Source organism: Ekhidna sp. (assembly GCF_965221965.1).
Classification (GTDB): Bacteria; Bacteroidota; Bacteroidia; order Cytophagales; family Cyclobacteriaceae; genus Ekhidna.
Genome location: NZ_OZ244926.1, coordinates 2,696,645 through 2,712,365, shown reverse-complemented (window position 1 = coordinate 2,712,365; position 15,721 = coordinate 2,696,645). Strand labels below are relative to the sequence as shown.

Sequence of the window (15,721 nt, the reverse complement as noted above, 5' to 3'; positions counted from 1 at the left end):
AATAAGATCAGAGAATTTCTTTCACGCGACCTACAATTCCGTCTTCCAACATCACCTTTATACCGTGCGGATGATGGGGTGATTTTGTTAGAATTTTCCTGACCACTCCATGGGTTAGTTCACCACTTCGTTGATGGTGCTTTTGAACCACCGCTACTTCAGCTCCAATCTTGATATTGCTTCTTTGTGTCCCTTCCATCATGCTTTTATTCGCATTTGAATGAGTTTGAAAGCAGAGAATACCACCCAAACGAAATTGACTGCCACGAATGGGAAAGCTGCATTCATATACGCATTGTAGAGTAGCAGAATGGAGCCGATGAGGTTTAGCAGCAGATAGCTTGTCGATTCAGCGGTAATCTTTTGAAAAAGATTCAAGGCAAACCCCAACAATAAGCATCCTGCTCCCAGCCATCCAATTAGTTCGAGTGTGTTCATACTTCGAAATGTTGAATAGCGAAAGTAGGATGCTTTTTACAAAATATGGTCACTCATCTTTTAAGTATTGCGCAGGGTTTGTTTTCGTCACCTTGAAAACCTGTGAAATAATGGTGATAAGTGCGATAGCCAAAGTAATTATTGCAGTAAAGCTAATGATGGTTCCATCGAAATTTACGTGATAAGGATAATCTTCAAGCCATCGGTTGATGAGCACGCGTCCAACCCCAATACCCAGGACCAGACCAATCAGGATAATAACAATAAATCTACTGGTGAAAACCCGATAAAGATTTCCCGGGGTTGCTCCCAATACTTTCCTGATGCTGATTTCTTTCAAACGCTGGTTAAGCTGTAAGCCCACAATGCCCAACAAGCCCATCGCGGCAAGGAATATAGACACGAAGCATCCAATCGCCACCAGTTGCATCATCCGCTCTTCTTGTCTGTATCCTTGTTGGTAAACATCCTCGAGGAAGCTGAATTCAAAAGGGAATGGATCAAAATGTTTGGCCCAAACGGAACTGAATTTTTCCTGATCGAAGACGGTACCCTCGCTCAACTTGAGGTATACGGATTGTAACGGATAAGCTGGCGCTACATAGATCACCAGTGGATCCACCGCACTTTTTGCGGATTCATAGTGGTAATCTTCCACTACACCAATGATTTTTGGATTGATCAGGTCTCCATACTCAAATGGGACAATCTCTCCAATAGGATTCTCCAAATTCATTTTCGAAAGAAAAGCCTCATTCACCAAAATAGCAGACTCATCAGAGCCTATTTCCGGATCGAAATTTCTTCCTTTCAAAACCTTAATGTCCAGCAAGCTTATCAGGTCCTTGTGGACGCGAAGGTGACGTACATCAAATTGGTTTTCGCCCATCATCCGGGTGCCATTGTAGCTGGAGATAGCTGCGACACTCCCCACCTCCGGCATTTGCGATAGATCTGTAACGAAGGAAGCAATTTTCCCCTCGTCAGCCTGGATGTAATCCATGTAGATCACATTTTCATAGTCGATTTTGGTATCGAAGGATGACAGGTATTTGATCTGCTTGTTCATGGTGAGCATACCTGCTACCAGAACCGTAGCAATCACGAATTGGATACTTAACAAGGTTTGAGTGATCCACTTACCCGATTTGATTTTTTGCTCGCCTTTCAGGCTCCTGATGATATGAAATCGTGAAAGCACGAATGCAGGATACACACCGCTGATGAATGCTGCCGTGATGAGTATACTCATTGCCCCGGCTATAAAATCCCAATCCAGAACGTATTCCAGGTTGTAATCTTTTTGAACAAAGTCCGAGAAGTAGGGGAGGACGAGCAACATTACCGCAAGTGCCAATACCCCGGCCAGCACGGCAGAAATAAATGATTCAGTGATGAGCTGACTGAAAATACCGCTCTTTTCAGCTCCGATGACTTTTCTCAGGGCCACTTCTCGTGCACGATTGATGTACAGGGAAATATTGAAATTGGAATAGTTGATCATGGAGATGATGAGGCAAAAAATGCCTATCCCGGCAAAAAGTCGAATGAGCTCAGTGTTTCCACCTCTGGAGACGCCATTATAATGGCCATACTCTTCGTTTAGGTGAATTTCAGATATTGGCTGCAGTTTCAGCAGGACCGATGCACCTTCTTCATCAGGCTCATTTTCCTGATGGATTTCATTCATTTTTATCTCAGCAGCTGTCTTGGTTAAAGAATTCGTCAGCTTTACCAGAGAGTTCATATTGATATCAAACCAGGTGGTCAATCTTCGCTCCGGTGCATTAGCGATGTAATTGGCATAGGACATGATCATATCCCTTCTCACAGAAGTGTTTTCCGGAATGTCTTCATACACGCCACGAATGATAAAATCCTCAAATTCTTCTCCTCGAATCAATGAAATGATTTCGCCGACCGCTTTTCCCCTGATGTTGAGTTTTCCTGCCAGCGTTTCAGAAATGATGATATCGTTGGGTTGGTCAAATGAAGATGCAGAACCTTCTAAAAAATCGAGATTCAGGTAATCGACCATGGCACGGTCAGCCATGATGAATGACTGCCCGATCGTTTCTTCACCTTTCTGGATGAGTCCGTAATCAGATTTAAACCGGGCAATACTCTCGATCTCCGGTATTTTTTCTTCAAACTGAACGGACATGGCATTGGAGCTGCCGCCAATATGATGGACATCATCACCTCTCCGGAAGTCTGCAACGATACGGTAAATCCGTTCATGGTCCGGTAAGTGCTGATCAAAGCTCATCTCATCCTGAGCATAGAGATAAGCCAGCCAGCAGAAGGAGATGCCGAGTGCCAGTCCAAGAATGTTGAGTGAGGAGTAGAGCTTATGTTTTTTCATAAAGCGCCATCCTGTTTTGATGTAGTTTTTGAACCTCATGATGTAGTTGTTTAAGTAATGCGTTGGTTTGAGATTGGCCGGCCGAATGGATCGCATGGTTTCCAGGATAAAATGCCAGCGTGCTTTTGTTAGTCCTTTTTCTTGCACGCGCCAGCAAAATGCCTCATGCAGATCCCCCTGGACTTCTTCTACCAGGTGATCGGCACAGCATTTTTCAACCAGCCAGTCGGCCCACTTTGGTGGATTAGGCCCTGACATACTGTAGTGATGGTTTAGTTACGCCACTCCACAGCTTGGATTTTACTTCATTCAACTCGCTAACGAGTTGGTATCCTTTAGGTGTAGCCCAATAGATTCGCTTTCTTCGGCCTCCGCGCTCGGCGGTAGGTTCACCAAATTCAGAGCTGACCCAGCCTTTCTTTTCCATGCGTTTAAGCACGACATGAATAGCAGGAATGGAAATGTTCTTGCTCAGTGCATCTTCATACTCCTTGGCAATATCCACACTGTTGATTCGCTCATTTTTGAGCAGAATCATCAATGCAATTTCTTCCAGTGATCCAATCGATTCCATTAGATTAATAATTGTTTAAGTTATGAATACGAATATCATTAATAAATGTTTAAGTAATAAATAAAAAAGGGACAGAATCACTTCTGCCCCTTAACATCAACCATAATTAGAGCTTATTTATCATGAAATTGAAAAAGAAATAATCCATTAAACCCACCCCTTACCCCTCCAGGGAGGGGATTTAAAGTATTTCTTTTTTCAACTTTGTTGATCAAACTCATTTCGATTTCAGTGTCTTCCAGTTTTCGTTGGCACTCTTTACCATCGCATCATGGCCTTTTTCATTCCATACCTGCAAGGCATCCACCTCGATGCTGTTCAGGTACACATAGTATTTGTCACCCTTCACCAAGAACTTATTCGGGTCTGTTCTGAATTTTGCACCGATAGCAATTCCCGTAGCACACCATCCGCCATATTGAGGGAGGTACTTCTTAGGGTTTGCATCGAAGGTTTTTTTCTGCTCTGCAGATGTAAAGAAGTACTTCACTCCATCGTATTCAGAGACATATTCCTTTGAACCTCGCTGAGCGAGCTGTAAATCCAGGTACGAAACCGGACTGTAGCCATTTAGAGCGATTTTACTGTCATCTGTATTGTATGCCTGAGCATATGCACCAAAGGTTCCCAGAACCAGGAGTGCTGTAGTTAGAATTTTCGACATGTTATTGTTTTTTAGTTTTGAAAATATGTTTCATCTATGACCTGTCCGTCTTTCCATTTGCGACGGATCACTTCATGCCAGTTAATTTCACTTCCATCCTCCATTTGAAAATGAAAGCGGAACTCTGACATGCTTACATCCTGACCTACCGAACTATTGAGTAGCGATATTTCATTGACTTTAGCAATGGCTCCTACAAATCCCGTAAGCTTTTGAATGGCTTCTTCCTTTGTGGCTGTTTCTGAGCCATCAACATCTTTTGTGTGAGCTGAGTTACTGAAAAATTTGGCAACTGCCTGGGGGATCTCACCTCGCAGCACCATGTTGTCCATTTCTGATACTAGTTTTTGCATTGTTTTAATGTTTGAATACAATGCAAATCAATGCAGCAAGTGACCCTCGCTGTTTATGAAAAATTCCTAACCTATGGTACTTTCTGTGGAAAGGGAGGAGGGACTGGAGCCTGTATGGAGTTTGAAAAAAGCAGAAAAATGGCTGATCTCCTCAAAGCCTAACCCGAATGCAACGGAGGTCACTGGCTCGCCCTGATCCAGCATCTCCTTTGCTAAGGTGATCAAATGTTTGGTGATATGTTCTTTTGGTGTGAGTCCTGTCGATAGTTGGATGTTTCTACTGAGTGTTTTCGGCGTTTGATTGAGTAGATCTGCATAAAAGGAAACCCGGTGAGAATAGGTGATGTTTTGCTCAAGTGCCTGTCGGAACGCTTCAGAAAGTGCCTGATTTCTAGATACAATCTCTAATCCATCCACAAATTGACCGGGAGATAATGAAGTTTGATTTTTGAAAAATCGGGAGAAATAGGCCGGGTCTTTAAATCCGAGTAGGTAGGATGCTTCCTTCACCGATCCTTTGGTTTCAAAGAGCAACTGTCTGGCCTTATTGATCAGTTTGTGATTCTTCCATTGAAAGAAGGTCAGATGAAGTTTTTCTTTTGAAATGCGCTGGACATCCTGATAGGATAAAAAAGAGTCGGGCGATTCCATTTTAGCAGCTACATTCCGTTCCAGCCATTCATTCAGGTCAAACAAGGTGGATAGCTCATCATAAGTTGCATTAAATGGATTCATTTGTAACCACCGATCCTGAGCAGACTTCAGTGTCTCATTTTGGTTCTTTAAGGGAAGTTTTTCATCGGCATGCACATGACCTACGGAGAGTACCTGGGAAAAGAGAAAGCGATAATGGCTGGTGGAGCGATCTTCCACTGCCAGACTGTGGGCAGGCTTAATGCTTACATATTGTCCTTTGGGAATAAAGATGGCAGAAGGTTCACTGAAATGATAGGTTTGAAAATTGAGTTTTATGGAACTATCAGCGGGAATCAGATAGATGAATGGCTGCCGGGTTTTTTCCATCGCAAGTTAAAGGTACGATTTGCAGGCAGTGGAGTCTATTATTCATCATCCCTTTTAATGTGTTTGTCTACTATGCGTCAAATGGTTGGGGGTTCATTAATCATTAGTCTAAAGGGTCACGTCCTGAAATAGGTTGACACAAAATACGCTCTGGCAAAGTGTAAGTATGCTCTCGCAAACTCAAAGTACGCACTCGCAGACTTAAAGTATGGATTTTTCAGGCTGAAGTATGCTCTGGGAAACTCAAAGTATGGATTTTTAGAGTTAAAGTGTGAAGCTTTTCCAGATTTGAAATCTGGAAAGAATGGTTGGTCGTTTGTAACGACAAAATTGAAAGGAAGCGAGTTGTAAACTCTTTATCAAGGCTTTCGGATTGCAAATCCGAAAGAGCAGTGGGTTATAAAAGCTTGATTGGCATTTGATGCTAAAATTCCACAAGATAAACGTAAATGGTCAACGTTAACATGGCTGTTACTAAACAAACGTAAGTTGCCGTTTCGCAAAATCTATAAAATACGGGTTTTGGTATGGGTTCAATGTGTAAAGCCTTGGAGGAATCATTTAGAAATTCTATTAGTTGAGTCGATAGAATGGAAGCCTTCTTACGCAATACATATACTTCGTACCGTTGAGCGATTAAAGAAAAAAGGCTACAAAATGATAAGGTTCCAACACTAATTATGAAAGCAACCTTAGCTTCATAAACGCCGATACTGCTCGGCTTGAGTCCAATAAGAAGTCCAGTTAGAGCGACCGAAAAAGTTGTAATTTTGGCAAGGAAGGAAGTATTCGCCTTACTTCCTTCTTCAGCCGTATCCATTAATTGCTTTAAACTAGCTTCGTCTAATTGTCTATTCATTTTATGAGAAACTGCATAATAATGTAACTTGTACAAATCATTGAGCCAGTCTTTCCAGCAATTCTTTATCTTCTGTTAAGATAGTTCGAAGGTTTTTTGAGAGAGATACAGACTTTTTAGATTTCCCTTGTACTGATTTTAGATAGTCAAAAACTTCCTGAAGTACTTGTTCAGGTGTATTGTCTAAAAGTTCATTAATTGCGGTTTTTACTTCTTCTCTGCTCATCCATCAAAGATACGGATTTGACAGGAAAACGGTTTAGTTGGAATATTTAGGGTGACATCTTCCTATACCATAGCCTTTCCAGATTTCAAATCTGGAAAGAATGGTTGGTCGTTTGTAACAACAAAATTGAAAGGAAGCGAGTTGTAAACTCTTTACCAAGGCTTTCGGATTGTAAATCCGAAAGAGTAGGGGTAGAAAGCACTTAAGTTTTTTGGCGGCAGACCTTCCTTTGACGGCAGGCAGGTAAGCGGGATGTTGGGCAGACACTTTGCAGACGGCTAAGTAAAGCCATGCGCAATATCGCCTGTTAGCTTTCGTATTGCTTGATTCGTTCGATTAGCTTGTTGATAAATGAGTTCAGGAAATCAATGTAGATCTTAGGTAGTTTGCCTTCTAATATTATCGTTCCATTTGGCCCTTGACTCAGGTGTTCGATCTTTAATATTTGCTGATATTGAGTCTTTTTGTTAGTTGGGATCAGTTGATAATTTCCGTTGAAATGGGCAATTAAATTTCTGAGTTGATGGTAAGTCGTAAGCGTGTTCCAATCACGTTCAAGGTCTTGATCAAAGAGATTATAACTCCACTTCACTTGATCATCATTTCCTCTTAAAAATCTACCAATTTCCTTCAAGTTATACCTGTGAAATGGTTCGATCGACTCGCGGAAATCAAAATTAGTTTCGATCCATTTACACAAATGTTGGAGTAGAGACTCAAAGCCTGCATAAGCGGATATTATAATCGGATGTAGAAATGTTTGGTTTATAAGATCAGTATGCATTTTGGAGATTTCAGAATACTCATAATTGATATCTCTTTGCATATTCTCAAATGCAAGTTCAGTCAAAGCCATACCCAAGCGATGTGCATTATTGAATTGATCTAAAACTTCTGATTCATAGATTGAAATGAGTGCCTCAGAAAATTTCACAACAGCAGGTTAAATTCTTATAGCATTTAAAAATTGAGAGAAATTCTCTGACTTTTGAGCTGCTTTGTGCGCCTTCAATAAATTTTTCCTTCTTCGATTGAATGCTTTTCTTAGTTCGCCGGCACTAAGTCCATATGAATAAGCATAAAACAGCCCAAAAAATGCTGGTAGAATCATAAATGCAAAAAATCCAGTAATTTCTGATCCAGATTCCCAAGTTAAAAACAGACCGAGTAAGGAAATAAGAAAAACAGCTAATGATATTTCATAAACGATTTTTTGAGTTTTCCATTCTTTATTAAACTCAGATCTAGTTCGTTCTTTGAATTTTTCAAAATCTGACAATATCTGTTCGGTCGTATTTGATTTCAAGTATTGAAACAGCTTTTCGTCAATTGTAGAATTGTTAAACTCGTACTTAAAATATGGAATTTGATAAGACATGACTATGAGCGATTTTGAATGAAAGCTAACATTTATGTAACGCGCACAAACCCGTGCAAAACGGTATTTTTGAATGGTTTATGACGTTTAGATGGAAAGTTAACGGTTTTAAGAATAACTCTAATGAAATCAATTCATTCCTTTCGGCTCCACCATCACCACCTCTTCCTTCTCTACGATCACCTGACCGGCGGGTGCGCCTTTCATTTTTCGCACAAACTTTTTCTGGGTGTAAATAACCGGACAGAGAGTGTCCGTTTTTCGTTTGGAATTGGCGGCTGCCAGGGCAGCTGCTTTTTCGATGACATGGGTCGGGAAATTTTGTCCGGGCTTTTGCCTCACGACCACATGTGATCCGGCCACATCTTTGGCATGCAGCCACAGGTCGTCTTTGTTGGCCACTTTCAGCGTCAGTTCATCATTGGCTTTCGCATGCTTTCCAAGCAATATTTGCCAGCCGTCAAACTCAAACGCATGGTAGGGAAGGTTTTCTTCCTTCACTTTTTCTTTCTGAGCAAGCCCGTGATCTTTCAGGTATTTTCGGAGCTCTTTTGTGTCGGCTATTTCCTGAATGTGCAGGATTTGTCTGCTTAGCTTATCAATGAGTTTCTCTTTCGCTTCAATGTTTTCTTTGAGAGCGTCTATCTCTTGATGTCGGTTCTTTGCCTTGCGGTACAGGTTCTCCGCATTCTTTTGTGGGCTTAGCTCCCGGTTTAGCTTGATTTCAATGGGCTCATCTTTGTAAAAATCATGGAGCACTGCCTTGGATAATCCTGTTTGCAGGCTATTCAGGTTTGCCATTAAAATATTGGCGATCTCCTCGGGGCTTCTGGCATTTTCTACCTGCTGGAGTTTGCTTCTGGTTTTCGAAATGTAGTTTTCAGATTTCTTGATTTTCTGTTTCAGCTTATTGATCGCCTGATTCTTTTCCTTTTCGAAATAGAACCCCCTGACGGTCTTGTTGTACAGCCAATTGGCTGCCTCAATAGCTGACTCTGTCTGCTCTGTGGAGGGATCCAACAGGCTAATGGATGGCGTTTCATGAAGGTAGATCGGATTTTTATCGAGCTGGTTTAGGAGCTCTTTCAATAGGTTCCATTTTTCTGCATCCTGCTTTTCATAAAATCCTGATTTCTCCAGATAGACCTTGGTTTCTTTTCCCAAAGCAGGGATCAAAGAGGTTGGATCATAATTGTGCTGAGCCAGCGCAGGTTCAGAGATGTTAATAGCTTGATTGAGCTCGCCCGGAATGATTTCAACATCCTGACTGATGTTTTTCCGGAAAATATTGATAATCTCATTGTTTCGGGCATGCAGGATATTCGCTCTTCGCGCATGCATTTTAAAGATCAGAGCTTCATCTCCCAGTTCAATCTGAAAGGAGCGCTCAAAAGCAAAAACCGAAACACCGGTCACTGCTTTATCGAGTAGCTTAGAAAAAAGATCTACGCTGTTTTTTCCAGCTCGTGCAAACTCATCGGGAAAGGCAAGGAGCGAAACATTGGGGTCTAAATTAGCCCTGATATAAAATGATCGATCCGGATCTCCGAAACCCAAGATCAGTTCGTCTTTGTTTTGTGAAAAGCACTCTAAGAGTTTTAAGCCTTTCAGCTTTTCCTCCAGCTCTGGAGCAAGGCGTTTCAGGAAGAAGTAGTTGTGGAACATATTGGTTGCTGGTTGACTGGATGCTGGTTGACTGGTTTCTGGTTGTTATTTCCAGCTTGATTCTACGTACTGAATGAACTTGTTGATCTTTCTACCCAGTTGATCGTAGGCTGATTTTAGTTCAGTGAGAGGCTTTTCCTTATAATGAATATCACTAATCATATCTAATTGAGAAGTGGTTTCATCACAAGACGCTTGAGCATAAACCAGAAACTTTATAAAGTCATTTTTGTACCTCCTTCTGCCATACCCTTCCACAATGTTATCCTTAATGCTCTTACTTGCTCTTCTAATCTGACTTCCTTGTTCATAAAGCTCATAAGAAGGAAGCTTAAGACTCACATCATGAATTTGGATCGCTAACTGATAAGCTTCTTCATAAATATCTAAATCCCGATAACTTTTCATAGCGGAAATTTAACCAGATCACAAGCAACTAACTCACGAGCAACTAGTTCACTAGATCACCAGTTGAAGTCCGTCCCAGGCAATCTCCACATTATCCGGTAGTTCTTCGGATACCTCTTTGTGTGTGCCCATAAAGTGTCCGATGTGTGTCAAGTAGCCTTTCTCAGGTTTTAACTCTTCCATCAGTTCTAGCGCTTCCTCGAGATTGAAATGGCTAATATGACTTTTCTTCTGAAGCGCGTTCAGCACGATCACCTTAGACCCTTTGATTTTCTCTTTTTCCTTCTCTGAAATGTGATTAGCATCCGTGATATAGGTGAAATCTCCAAATCGAAACCCTAAAACAGGGAGTTTGTAGTGCATCACCTCAATGGGAATGATCTCCTTTCCATCCACTTTAAATGGTTTGTTCTCGATAGGGTGTACATCCACTTTTGGAATCCCAGGGTAGTCATCAACGGCGAAAATGTACTCAAACTCTTTCTTCAGCCGCCCAATCACAAACTCTGTCGCATAGATGGGCATGTCTTTTTTCTGGAGGAAATTATAGCTTCTGATGTCATCCATACCCGCAACGTGATCCTTGTGTGCATGTGTGAAGAGTATGGCGTCTAATTCATCTATTCGCTCCCGTAGCATCTGTTGTCTGAAATCAGGCCCTGTATCTACTACGATTTTCAGGCCCTCATATTCCACATAAATAGAGGAGCGCAAGCGCTTGTCCCTGTAATCTACTGAGGTGCACACCTCGCATTTACAGCCGATGACCGGAATGCCCTGAGAGGTACCAGTACCCAGAAAGATGATTTTCACAACTGAAGTTGATTATTTGTGATTTCAGAATAAAGTTTTCGGTTGTTCTCGCTCAGTTTGCTGGAGTCTACCTTGATGGACCTGATGATCTCAATGAGGCTATTCACTTTTCCCTCCAAGGCGAAAAATTTATTTATCACAGCAACTTTGCTCTCATTTAGAATGCAGTAGCCAGACTGGAAGTTCCCTTTTTCGTAACGCAGGATGTAGTCTGTTTCAGACATGATGTCCTCCAGCTTGTTTAAAAAATGATTGGTGTATTTAATTGTCATCCGTATACTTTTTCACCATCTCCACCACGGAATCATAATTGAGGGGTTTTGGGATAAAAGCATTGATGCCGACCTCTTCGAAATCCTCCATGGTATAGTTATTCGCATTTCCTGTTATTGCGACAATCGGAATGTCCTTGTTGCTGCCCGACATACTTCTGATCTGTCGTGCGCACTCCATTCCGTCCATAACAGGCATGTGAATGTCTAATAATACCATTCCATAATCATCTTTTTCAAGGAGGTCTATGACTTGCTGCCCATTTTTTACCGACTCGATTTCGTAATTAAGTTGGGACAGGATTTTTTTGGTTAGGTTTTGGATAACACTGCTATCCTCGGCGACTATTATTTTCTTACTCATTGGTGACTAATAAATTTTGGCTACTCTCTTTGAATTCCTGAAACAGCGTTTTCAGCTTTTGTACTTCCCCTTCCAGTCCTTCAAATTTATTTTCTTTTAACCTTTTTTCAATAAAAGCAGCTTGTTTAGATAATTTTTCTATTCCTAAGGTGCCTGCATTGCCTTTTAGCGTGTGCAATTCCCCCTTCATTTTTTCATAATCCTTTTCATTCAGGAATAATTCTGTGTTTTTCACCAGATCTTCGGCTTCTTCTTCAAACTCCATCAACGTGGCTTCTATCAATTCCTGCCCACCAAACTTTGCAAGCTGATTCAGTGTATTTTGGTTGATGGCCAGATCTTCTGCGTGATCCGCAATGGAGTCAATCGAAACCTCTATTGGTTTGAAGTCTACCCATTTTTTGATCTTATCAATGATCATTTCAGCCTTTATGGGTTTAGCAAGGTAGTCATCCAGTCCGGCTTTTAAGAATCGCTCCCGGTCCTCTTCCATGGAGTAGGCGGTCATAGCTATGATCGGTGTATTGGATCCGTTTGCTAGCTTCCGCACTTCCTTTGTAGCCTTTAGACCATCCATTTTTGGCATCTGGATATCCATAAAAATAAGGTCAAAAGCTTCCTTCTTCACTTGCTCTATGGCATGGAATCCATCATATGCCTCCAAAACCTGACAGCCTGATTTTGTCATGATGCTACTGGCTACCTTCCGGTTTACATCGTTATCATCAACCAGCAATATTTTCGGCTGCTTGCCGGTAAATTCTTTGATGAATGGCTTATCCGGCTGACTGGCTTTCACCTGATCAGGTGAGATTTCCTCCGCCATAAAAGTAAACCAGAAGGTACTGCCTAGTCCCGGGGTGGAAACGACTCCAATATCACCTTTCATTGATTTTACCAGCTCACGTGATATGGCCAGACCAAGACCTGTTCCGCCAAAGTTTTTGGAACTACTATTATCCAACTGGTGAAAACTCTGGAACAGGCTTTTTTGATCCACCTCCGAAATACCAATTCCGGAATCTTTGATCGATACCTTGAAAACAAACTGCTTGCCCCGCTTTTTTTGCAGGCGAATACTCATGTTGATATTGCCTTTGTTTTCACTGAACTTGATCGCATTCGAAGTAAGATTGGAAAGGACCTGGATCAACCGGGTCTCATCTCCAAGGATCCACTCAGGGATTCGATCGTCAATGTGGTAATATAAGTTGTTGTCTTTCGAGGATGCTTGCTGCGAAAACAGGTCGTATACTTTCTCTATCGTTTTCACTAAATGCACCGGATGCTGGCGCAAGTCCATTTTTCCTGCCTCAATCTTGGAAAGATCGAGTATATCGTTGAGGATATTCAGCAAGGTTTGCGAAGACTTATTGATCGTTTTTACATACTCCGATTGCTCATCGTCCAGGGTTGTGCTGGCCAGCAGGTCAATCATCCCGATGATGCCGTTCATTGGGGTACGGATTTCATGGCTCATGTTCGCAAGAAATCGCTCTTTGATTTTCAAGGATCGTTCCGCCATTTCTTTGGCTCTGATTAATTCCTCGTTGGTTTTTTTCAACTGAGAAATATCCCTTGCGACCCCTTCAATTTCCACTGAGCCATCGTCTTTATTGATGAGACGAATGTTGAATAAGAACTGCAGCTTTTTTCCATCAGCTGTTTTTAAAGTACCCTCTACGTTTCGTATTCGCTTCTCTTTTGAGATTCTCCGTCCGATCTCGATAACCTGTGTGGTGCGGTCTGCATAATTCAGCACATCTGTATTGATGACTTTTCCGGGTTCATAGCCCAGTACCTCTTGAACAGAAGGACTAATCATGGTAACTATCCCTTCGGTATCGCATCGGAAATAGATATCCTGGAAAGATTCGAAAATGGTACGGAATTTTTCTTCACTGGCGATCAGTGCACCTTCAGATTCTTTCTTTTCGGTAATGTCATTGGCGATGATGGAAAGCTCCTCAATGCGTCCGTTTGGAAGAAAAATGGGGTTCACGAATACTTCACGCCAAACCATTTTACCGGACTTGTCGAGGTTATTTGTTTGAAAATTGACAAACTTCCCGGTAAAGGCCTGCTCATATTTGGATACCCAGAAATCCTTGACATCCTCAGTCAAGAATTGATTCGATGCATCTGTGATACTTGTTCCAACCTTTGGTGTGATTCCGTAGTACTTTTTGAATGCTATTTCGTAATTCTGGTTGAAAGACGTGAAACGGAAATTCTGATCCACCGACCATATTTCGTGGGTACTACTATCGAAAATAGCTCCAAGAGTAGCGGCCTGGTTTTCAATCTTTTCTTCTTTGTGTTGCCGCTCCATTGCAAGACTGATCTGCCCCCCGATGTAGTCAAGCAATTCCAGGTCTTTGTTGTTGAAGGCACTTTGGTCTTTATAGCTATAAATGGACATTACACCCATTTCTGAGGCTGTTCGGATGATGACTCCCAGCCAGATTTTTGGAATCGGGTCTTTAAACTCGGTTCCGGTTTGTTGGCTTATTTTCTCAATACCATCCTTGTAGATGATAAGAGAGCGGTCTCGCTGGACCGTGTAATCCATAAGCGTATGATCAACATCGTAGGTGAAATCTGAATCAGCTTTTTCATTGATGCAAAATACCTGGCGATAGCTGTTTCCATCTTTGAGTGAAATATGGAAGTTGTGCACTTTCAACATCTGATTCAGCTGGTGATAGATGTTTTTATATAGCTGCTCCAGGTCGTTTTCAGTGATCGTGATGTTGGCGATCTGGTAATAGAGGCTTTGTGCACTTTCAGCTCTGATTCGTTCGGTAATGTCGTAAAACACACACCGATATTCCACCGGCTCATCATTCTCAAAAACGGAAGTCATTTTTCCGGTTACGTAGATGTTCTTCCCGGATCTCGATGTTAGCACTGTTTCGAAACGCTCGAAACGACTACCGGCGGTGATTTTTAAAATATTCTGAAGGGTGCCTCTTTGATATTCATGGTGGACAGCTTCCAAAAACTTCATCTCGGTTATTTCTTCCTCTGTATAGCCGAGCTTCTTTTTTACCGCCTCATTTGCAAAGCGGATTTCACCGGTTCTTTTGAAAATAATAATGAGGTCATTGGAGTTGTCAAAAAGATCTTTGAGGTTTTGATTGGTCTTTTCAACGAGTGTATAATAGTCCCGCTGTGTATTGTCTAGCTGGGCCTCCAGGTTGGCAATTTTCTTCTTTAACTTATCAATATCGTTTTCCACCTCTGCCATATCGAGGGCTAAGCCCTTTTAACTAATAAACGTAAAACTTTAATGACTCTTAAATTGCAGTCCTGAATTTCTTTATGCACAAATGATGTCATAAGCATTAAAATTAGGCATTTTAGCCCTTACAAATGATGGCTATTTCGAGCAAACCCCTATTAATATCTATCGTTGGGCCCACTGCGGCTGGTAAGACGGATTTGGCCATTCAAATTGCCGGATGGCTTGATACCGAAATTGTGTCTGCTGATTCCCGACAGTTTTATAAAGAGATGACCATCGGCACGGCTAAACCAACTGCCGAAGAACTTGAAATGGTCCCGCATCATTTTATCGATTCACATTCCATCTCAGAATTATACAGTGCAGGGGAGTATGGTAGAGATGCATTAAGAAAAATTTCGGAGTTGCATCAAAATCACGAGGCGGTAGTGGCGGTTGGAGGATCAGGGTTGTATTTGAAAGCCATATGGGATGGATTTGACGAGATGCCTGAAATTGATTCTTCTATTCGGGAAAAGCTGAATGCTGAATATGAGGAAAAGGGACTTGATTTCCTTTTAGATGAATTGAAGCAAGCAGATCCCGTTTATTACGACCAGGTCGATAGACAAAATGGTCAGCGGGTAATTCGCGCATTAGAGGTGATTCGGAGCACTGGAAAGCCTTTCAGCTCATATCGGATGAAGAAAAAAGTTGAGATGCCCTATGATCATTTGAAGATTGGGTTGAATATGGATCGTGAAGTCTTGTTTGATCGCATTAATTGTAGAATGGATGTAATGATCGAACAAGGCCTATTTGAGGAAGCTGAACAATTGTATTCTCATAAAGATCATAACGCCTTGCAGACAGTGGGTTACTCGGAGATTTTTGGGTATATGGATGGTGAGTATGATAAAGAGGAAGCAGTCAGACTCTTAAAAAGAAACAGCCGAAGATATGCCAAACGCCAACTCACGTGGTTTCGAAAATATGAGGATATTCATTGGTTTAAGCCCGATCAACTGGCGGAGATTAAAGCACTCATCCAAAAAGCACTTTCCTGAGAAGGAAGATTTATGTTGATTTGCCA

At 41.7% G+C, this 15,721-nt stretch carries 18 protein-coding genes; 1 reads left to right on the top strand and 17 read right to left on the bottom strand.

The window, feature by feature from the left end; translation table 11 throughout:
• Positions 1-7 precede the first annotated feature (7 nt).
• The 17 genes from ACOQON_RS12770 to ACOQON_RS12690 form a co-directional block, all read right to left on the bottom strand.
• On the bottom strand, positions 8-199 hold the full coding sequence (locus ACOQON_RS12770) for a YwbE family protein (protein ID WP_420578692.1): 192 nt from the start codon (positions 197-199) through the stop codon (positions 8-10).
• Positions 199-438 carry a CBU_0592 family membrane protein gene (locus ACOQON_RS12765; RefSeq protein ID WP_350219394.1) on the bottom strand — a complete coding sequence of 80 codons (240 nt, stop codon included), beginning with the start codon at positions 436-438 and terminating at the stop codon, positions 199-201. The genes ACOQON_RS12770 and ACOQON_RS12765 overlap by 1 nt, the downstream gene beginning before the upstream one ends.
• A gap of 49 nt (positions 439-487) precedes the next feature.
• Positions 488-3,061 carry an FtsX-like permease family protein gene (locus ACOQON_RS12760; protein ID WP_420575805.1) on the bottom strand — a complete coding sequence of 858 codons (2,574 nt, stop codon included), beginning with the start codon at positions 3,059-3,061 and terminating at the stop codon, positions 488-490.
• Positions 3,048-3,377, bottom strand: coding sequence for a PadR family transcriptional regulator (locus ACOQON_RS12755; RefSeq protein WP_420575804.1), 330 nt, complete (start codon positions 3,375-3,377; stop codon positions 3,048-3,050). Before ACOQON_RS12755 ends, ACOQON_RS12760 begins: the two co-directional genes overlap by 14 nt.
• A 217-nt stretch (positions 3,378-3,594) precedes the next feature.
• Positions 3,595-4,041, bottom strand: a complete 447-nt coding sequence (locus ACOQON_RS12750; RefSeq protein WP_420575803.1) for a YHS domain-containing (seleno)protein — start codon at positions 4,039-4,041, stop codon at positions 3,595-3,597.
• An 11-nt stretch (positions 4,042-4,052) separates the two neighbouring features.
• Positions 4,053-4,394, bottom strand: coding sequence for a hypothetical protein (locus tag ACOQON_RS12745; protein WP_420575802.1), 342 nt, complete (start codon positions 4,392-4,394; stop codon positions 4,053-4,055).
• A 66-nt stretch (positions 4,395-4,460) separates the two neighbouring features.
• A complete protein-coding gene (locus tag ACOQON_RS12740; protein ID WP_420575801.1) occupies positions 4,461-5,417 on the bottom strand; it encodes an AraC family transcriptional regulator in 957 nt (318 codons plus the stop codon).
• Between the two features lie 424 nt (positions 5,418-5,841).
• Positions 5,842-6,276 carry a hypothetical protein gene (locus ACOQON_RS12735; protein ID WP_420575800.1) on the bottom strand — a complete coding sequence of 145 codons (435 nt, stop codon included), beginning with the start codon at positions 6,274-6,276 and terminating at the stop codon, positions 5,842-5,844.
• A gap of 37 nt (positions 6,277-6,313) precedes the next feature.
• Positions 6,314-6,502 carry a hypothetical protein gene (locus tag ACOQON_RS12730; RefSeq protein WP_420575799.1) on the bottom strand — a complete coding sequence of 63 codons (189 nt, stop codon included), beginning with the start codon at positions 6,500-6,502 and terminating at the stop codon, positions 6,314-6,316.
• A 307-nt stretch (positions 6,503-6,809) separates the two neighbouring features.
• A complete protein-coding gene (locus ACOQON_RS12725; RefSeq protein WP_420575798.1) occupies positions 6,810-7,436 on the bottom strand; it encodes a hypothetical protein in 627 nt (208 codons plus the stop codon).
• 9 nt (positions 7,437-7,445) lie between these two features.
• A complete protein-coding gene (locus tag ACOQON_RS12720; protein ID WP_420575797.1) occupies positions 7,446-7,880 on the bottom strand; it encodes a hypothetical protein in 435 nt (144 codons plus the stop codon).
• A gap of 129 nt (positions 7,881-8,009) precedes the next feature.
• Positions 8,010-9,545, bottom strand: a complete 1,536-nt coding sequence (locus ACOQON_RS12715) for an NFACT RNA binding domain-containing protein (protein WP_420575796.1) — start codon at positions 9,543-9,545, stop codon at positions 8,010-8,012.
• A 45-nt stretch (positions 9,546-9,590) separates the two neighbouring features.
• A complete protein-coding gene (locus ACOQON_RS12710) occupies positions 9,591-9,953 on the bottom strand; it encodes a four helix bundle protein (protein WP_420575795.1) in 363 nt (120 codons plus the stop codon).
• 51 nt (positions 9,954-10,004) lie between these two features.
• Positions 10,005-10,766 (bottom strand): MBL fold metallo-hydrolase, encoded by a 762-nt coding sequence (locus ACOQON_RS12705; protein ID WP_420575794.1) that lies wholly within the window; start codon positions 10,764-10,766, stop codon positions 10,005-10,007.
• Positions 10,763-11,038 carry a hypothetical protein gene (locus tag ACOQON_RS12700; RefSeq protein ID WP_420575793.1) on the bottom strand — a complete coding sequence of 92 codons (276 nt, stop codon included), beginning with the start codon at positions 11,036-11,038 and terminating at the stop codon, positions 10,763-10,765. The genes ACOQON_RS12705 and ACOQON_RS12700 overlap by 4 nt, the downstream gene beginning before the upstream one ends.
• Positions 11,028-11,402, bottom strand: a complete 375-nt coding sequence (locus ACOQON_RS12695) for a response regulator (RefSeq protein WP_420575792.1) — start codon at positions 11,400-11,402, stop codon at positions 11,028-11,030. The genes ACOQON_RS12700 and ACOQON_RS12695 overlap by 11 nt, the downstream gene beginning before the upstream one ends.
• A complete protein-coding gene (locus tag ACOQON_RS12690) occupies positions 11,395-14,652 on the bottom strand; it encodes a PAS domain S-box protein (RefSeq protein ID WP_420575791.1) in 3,258 nt (1,085 codons plus the stop codon). Before ACOQON_RS12690 ends, ACOQON_RS12695 begins: the two co-directional genes overlap by 8 nt.
• A gap of 125 nt (positions 14,653-14,777) precedes the next feature.
• Between ACOQON_RS12690 and miaA the strand changes: the two genes are divergently transcribed.
• Entirely contained in the window at positions 14,778-15,695 is a 918-nt protein-coding gene (gene miaA / locus ACOQON_RS12685) for a tRNA (adenosine(37)-N6)-dimethylallyltransferase MiaA (RefSeq protein WP_420575790.1), read from the top strand.
• Positions 15,696-15,721 lie beyond the last annotated feature (26 nt).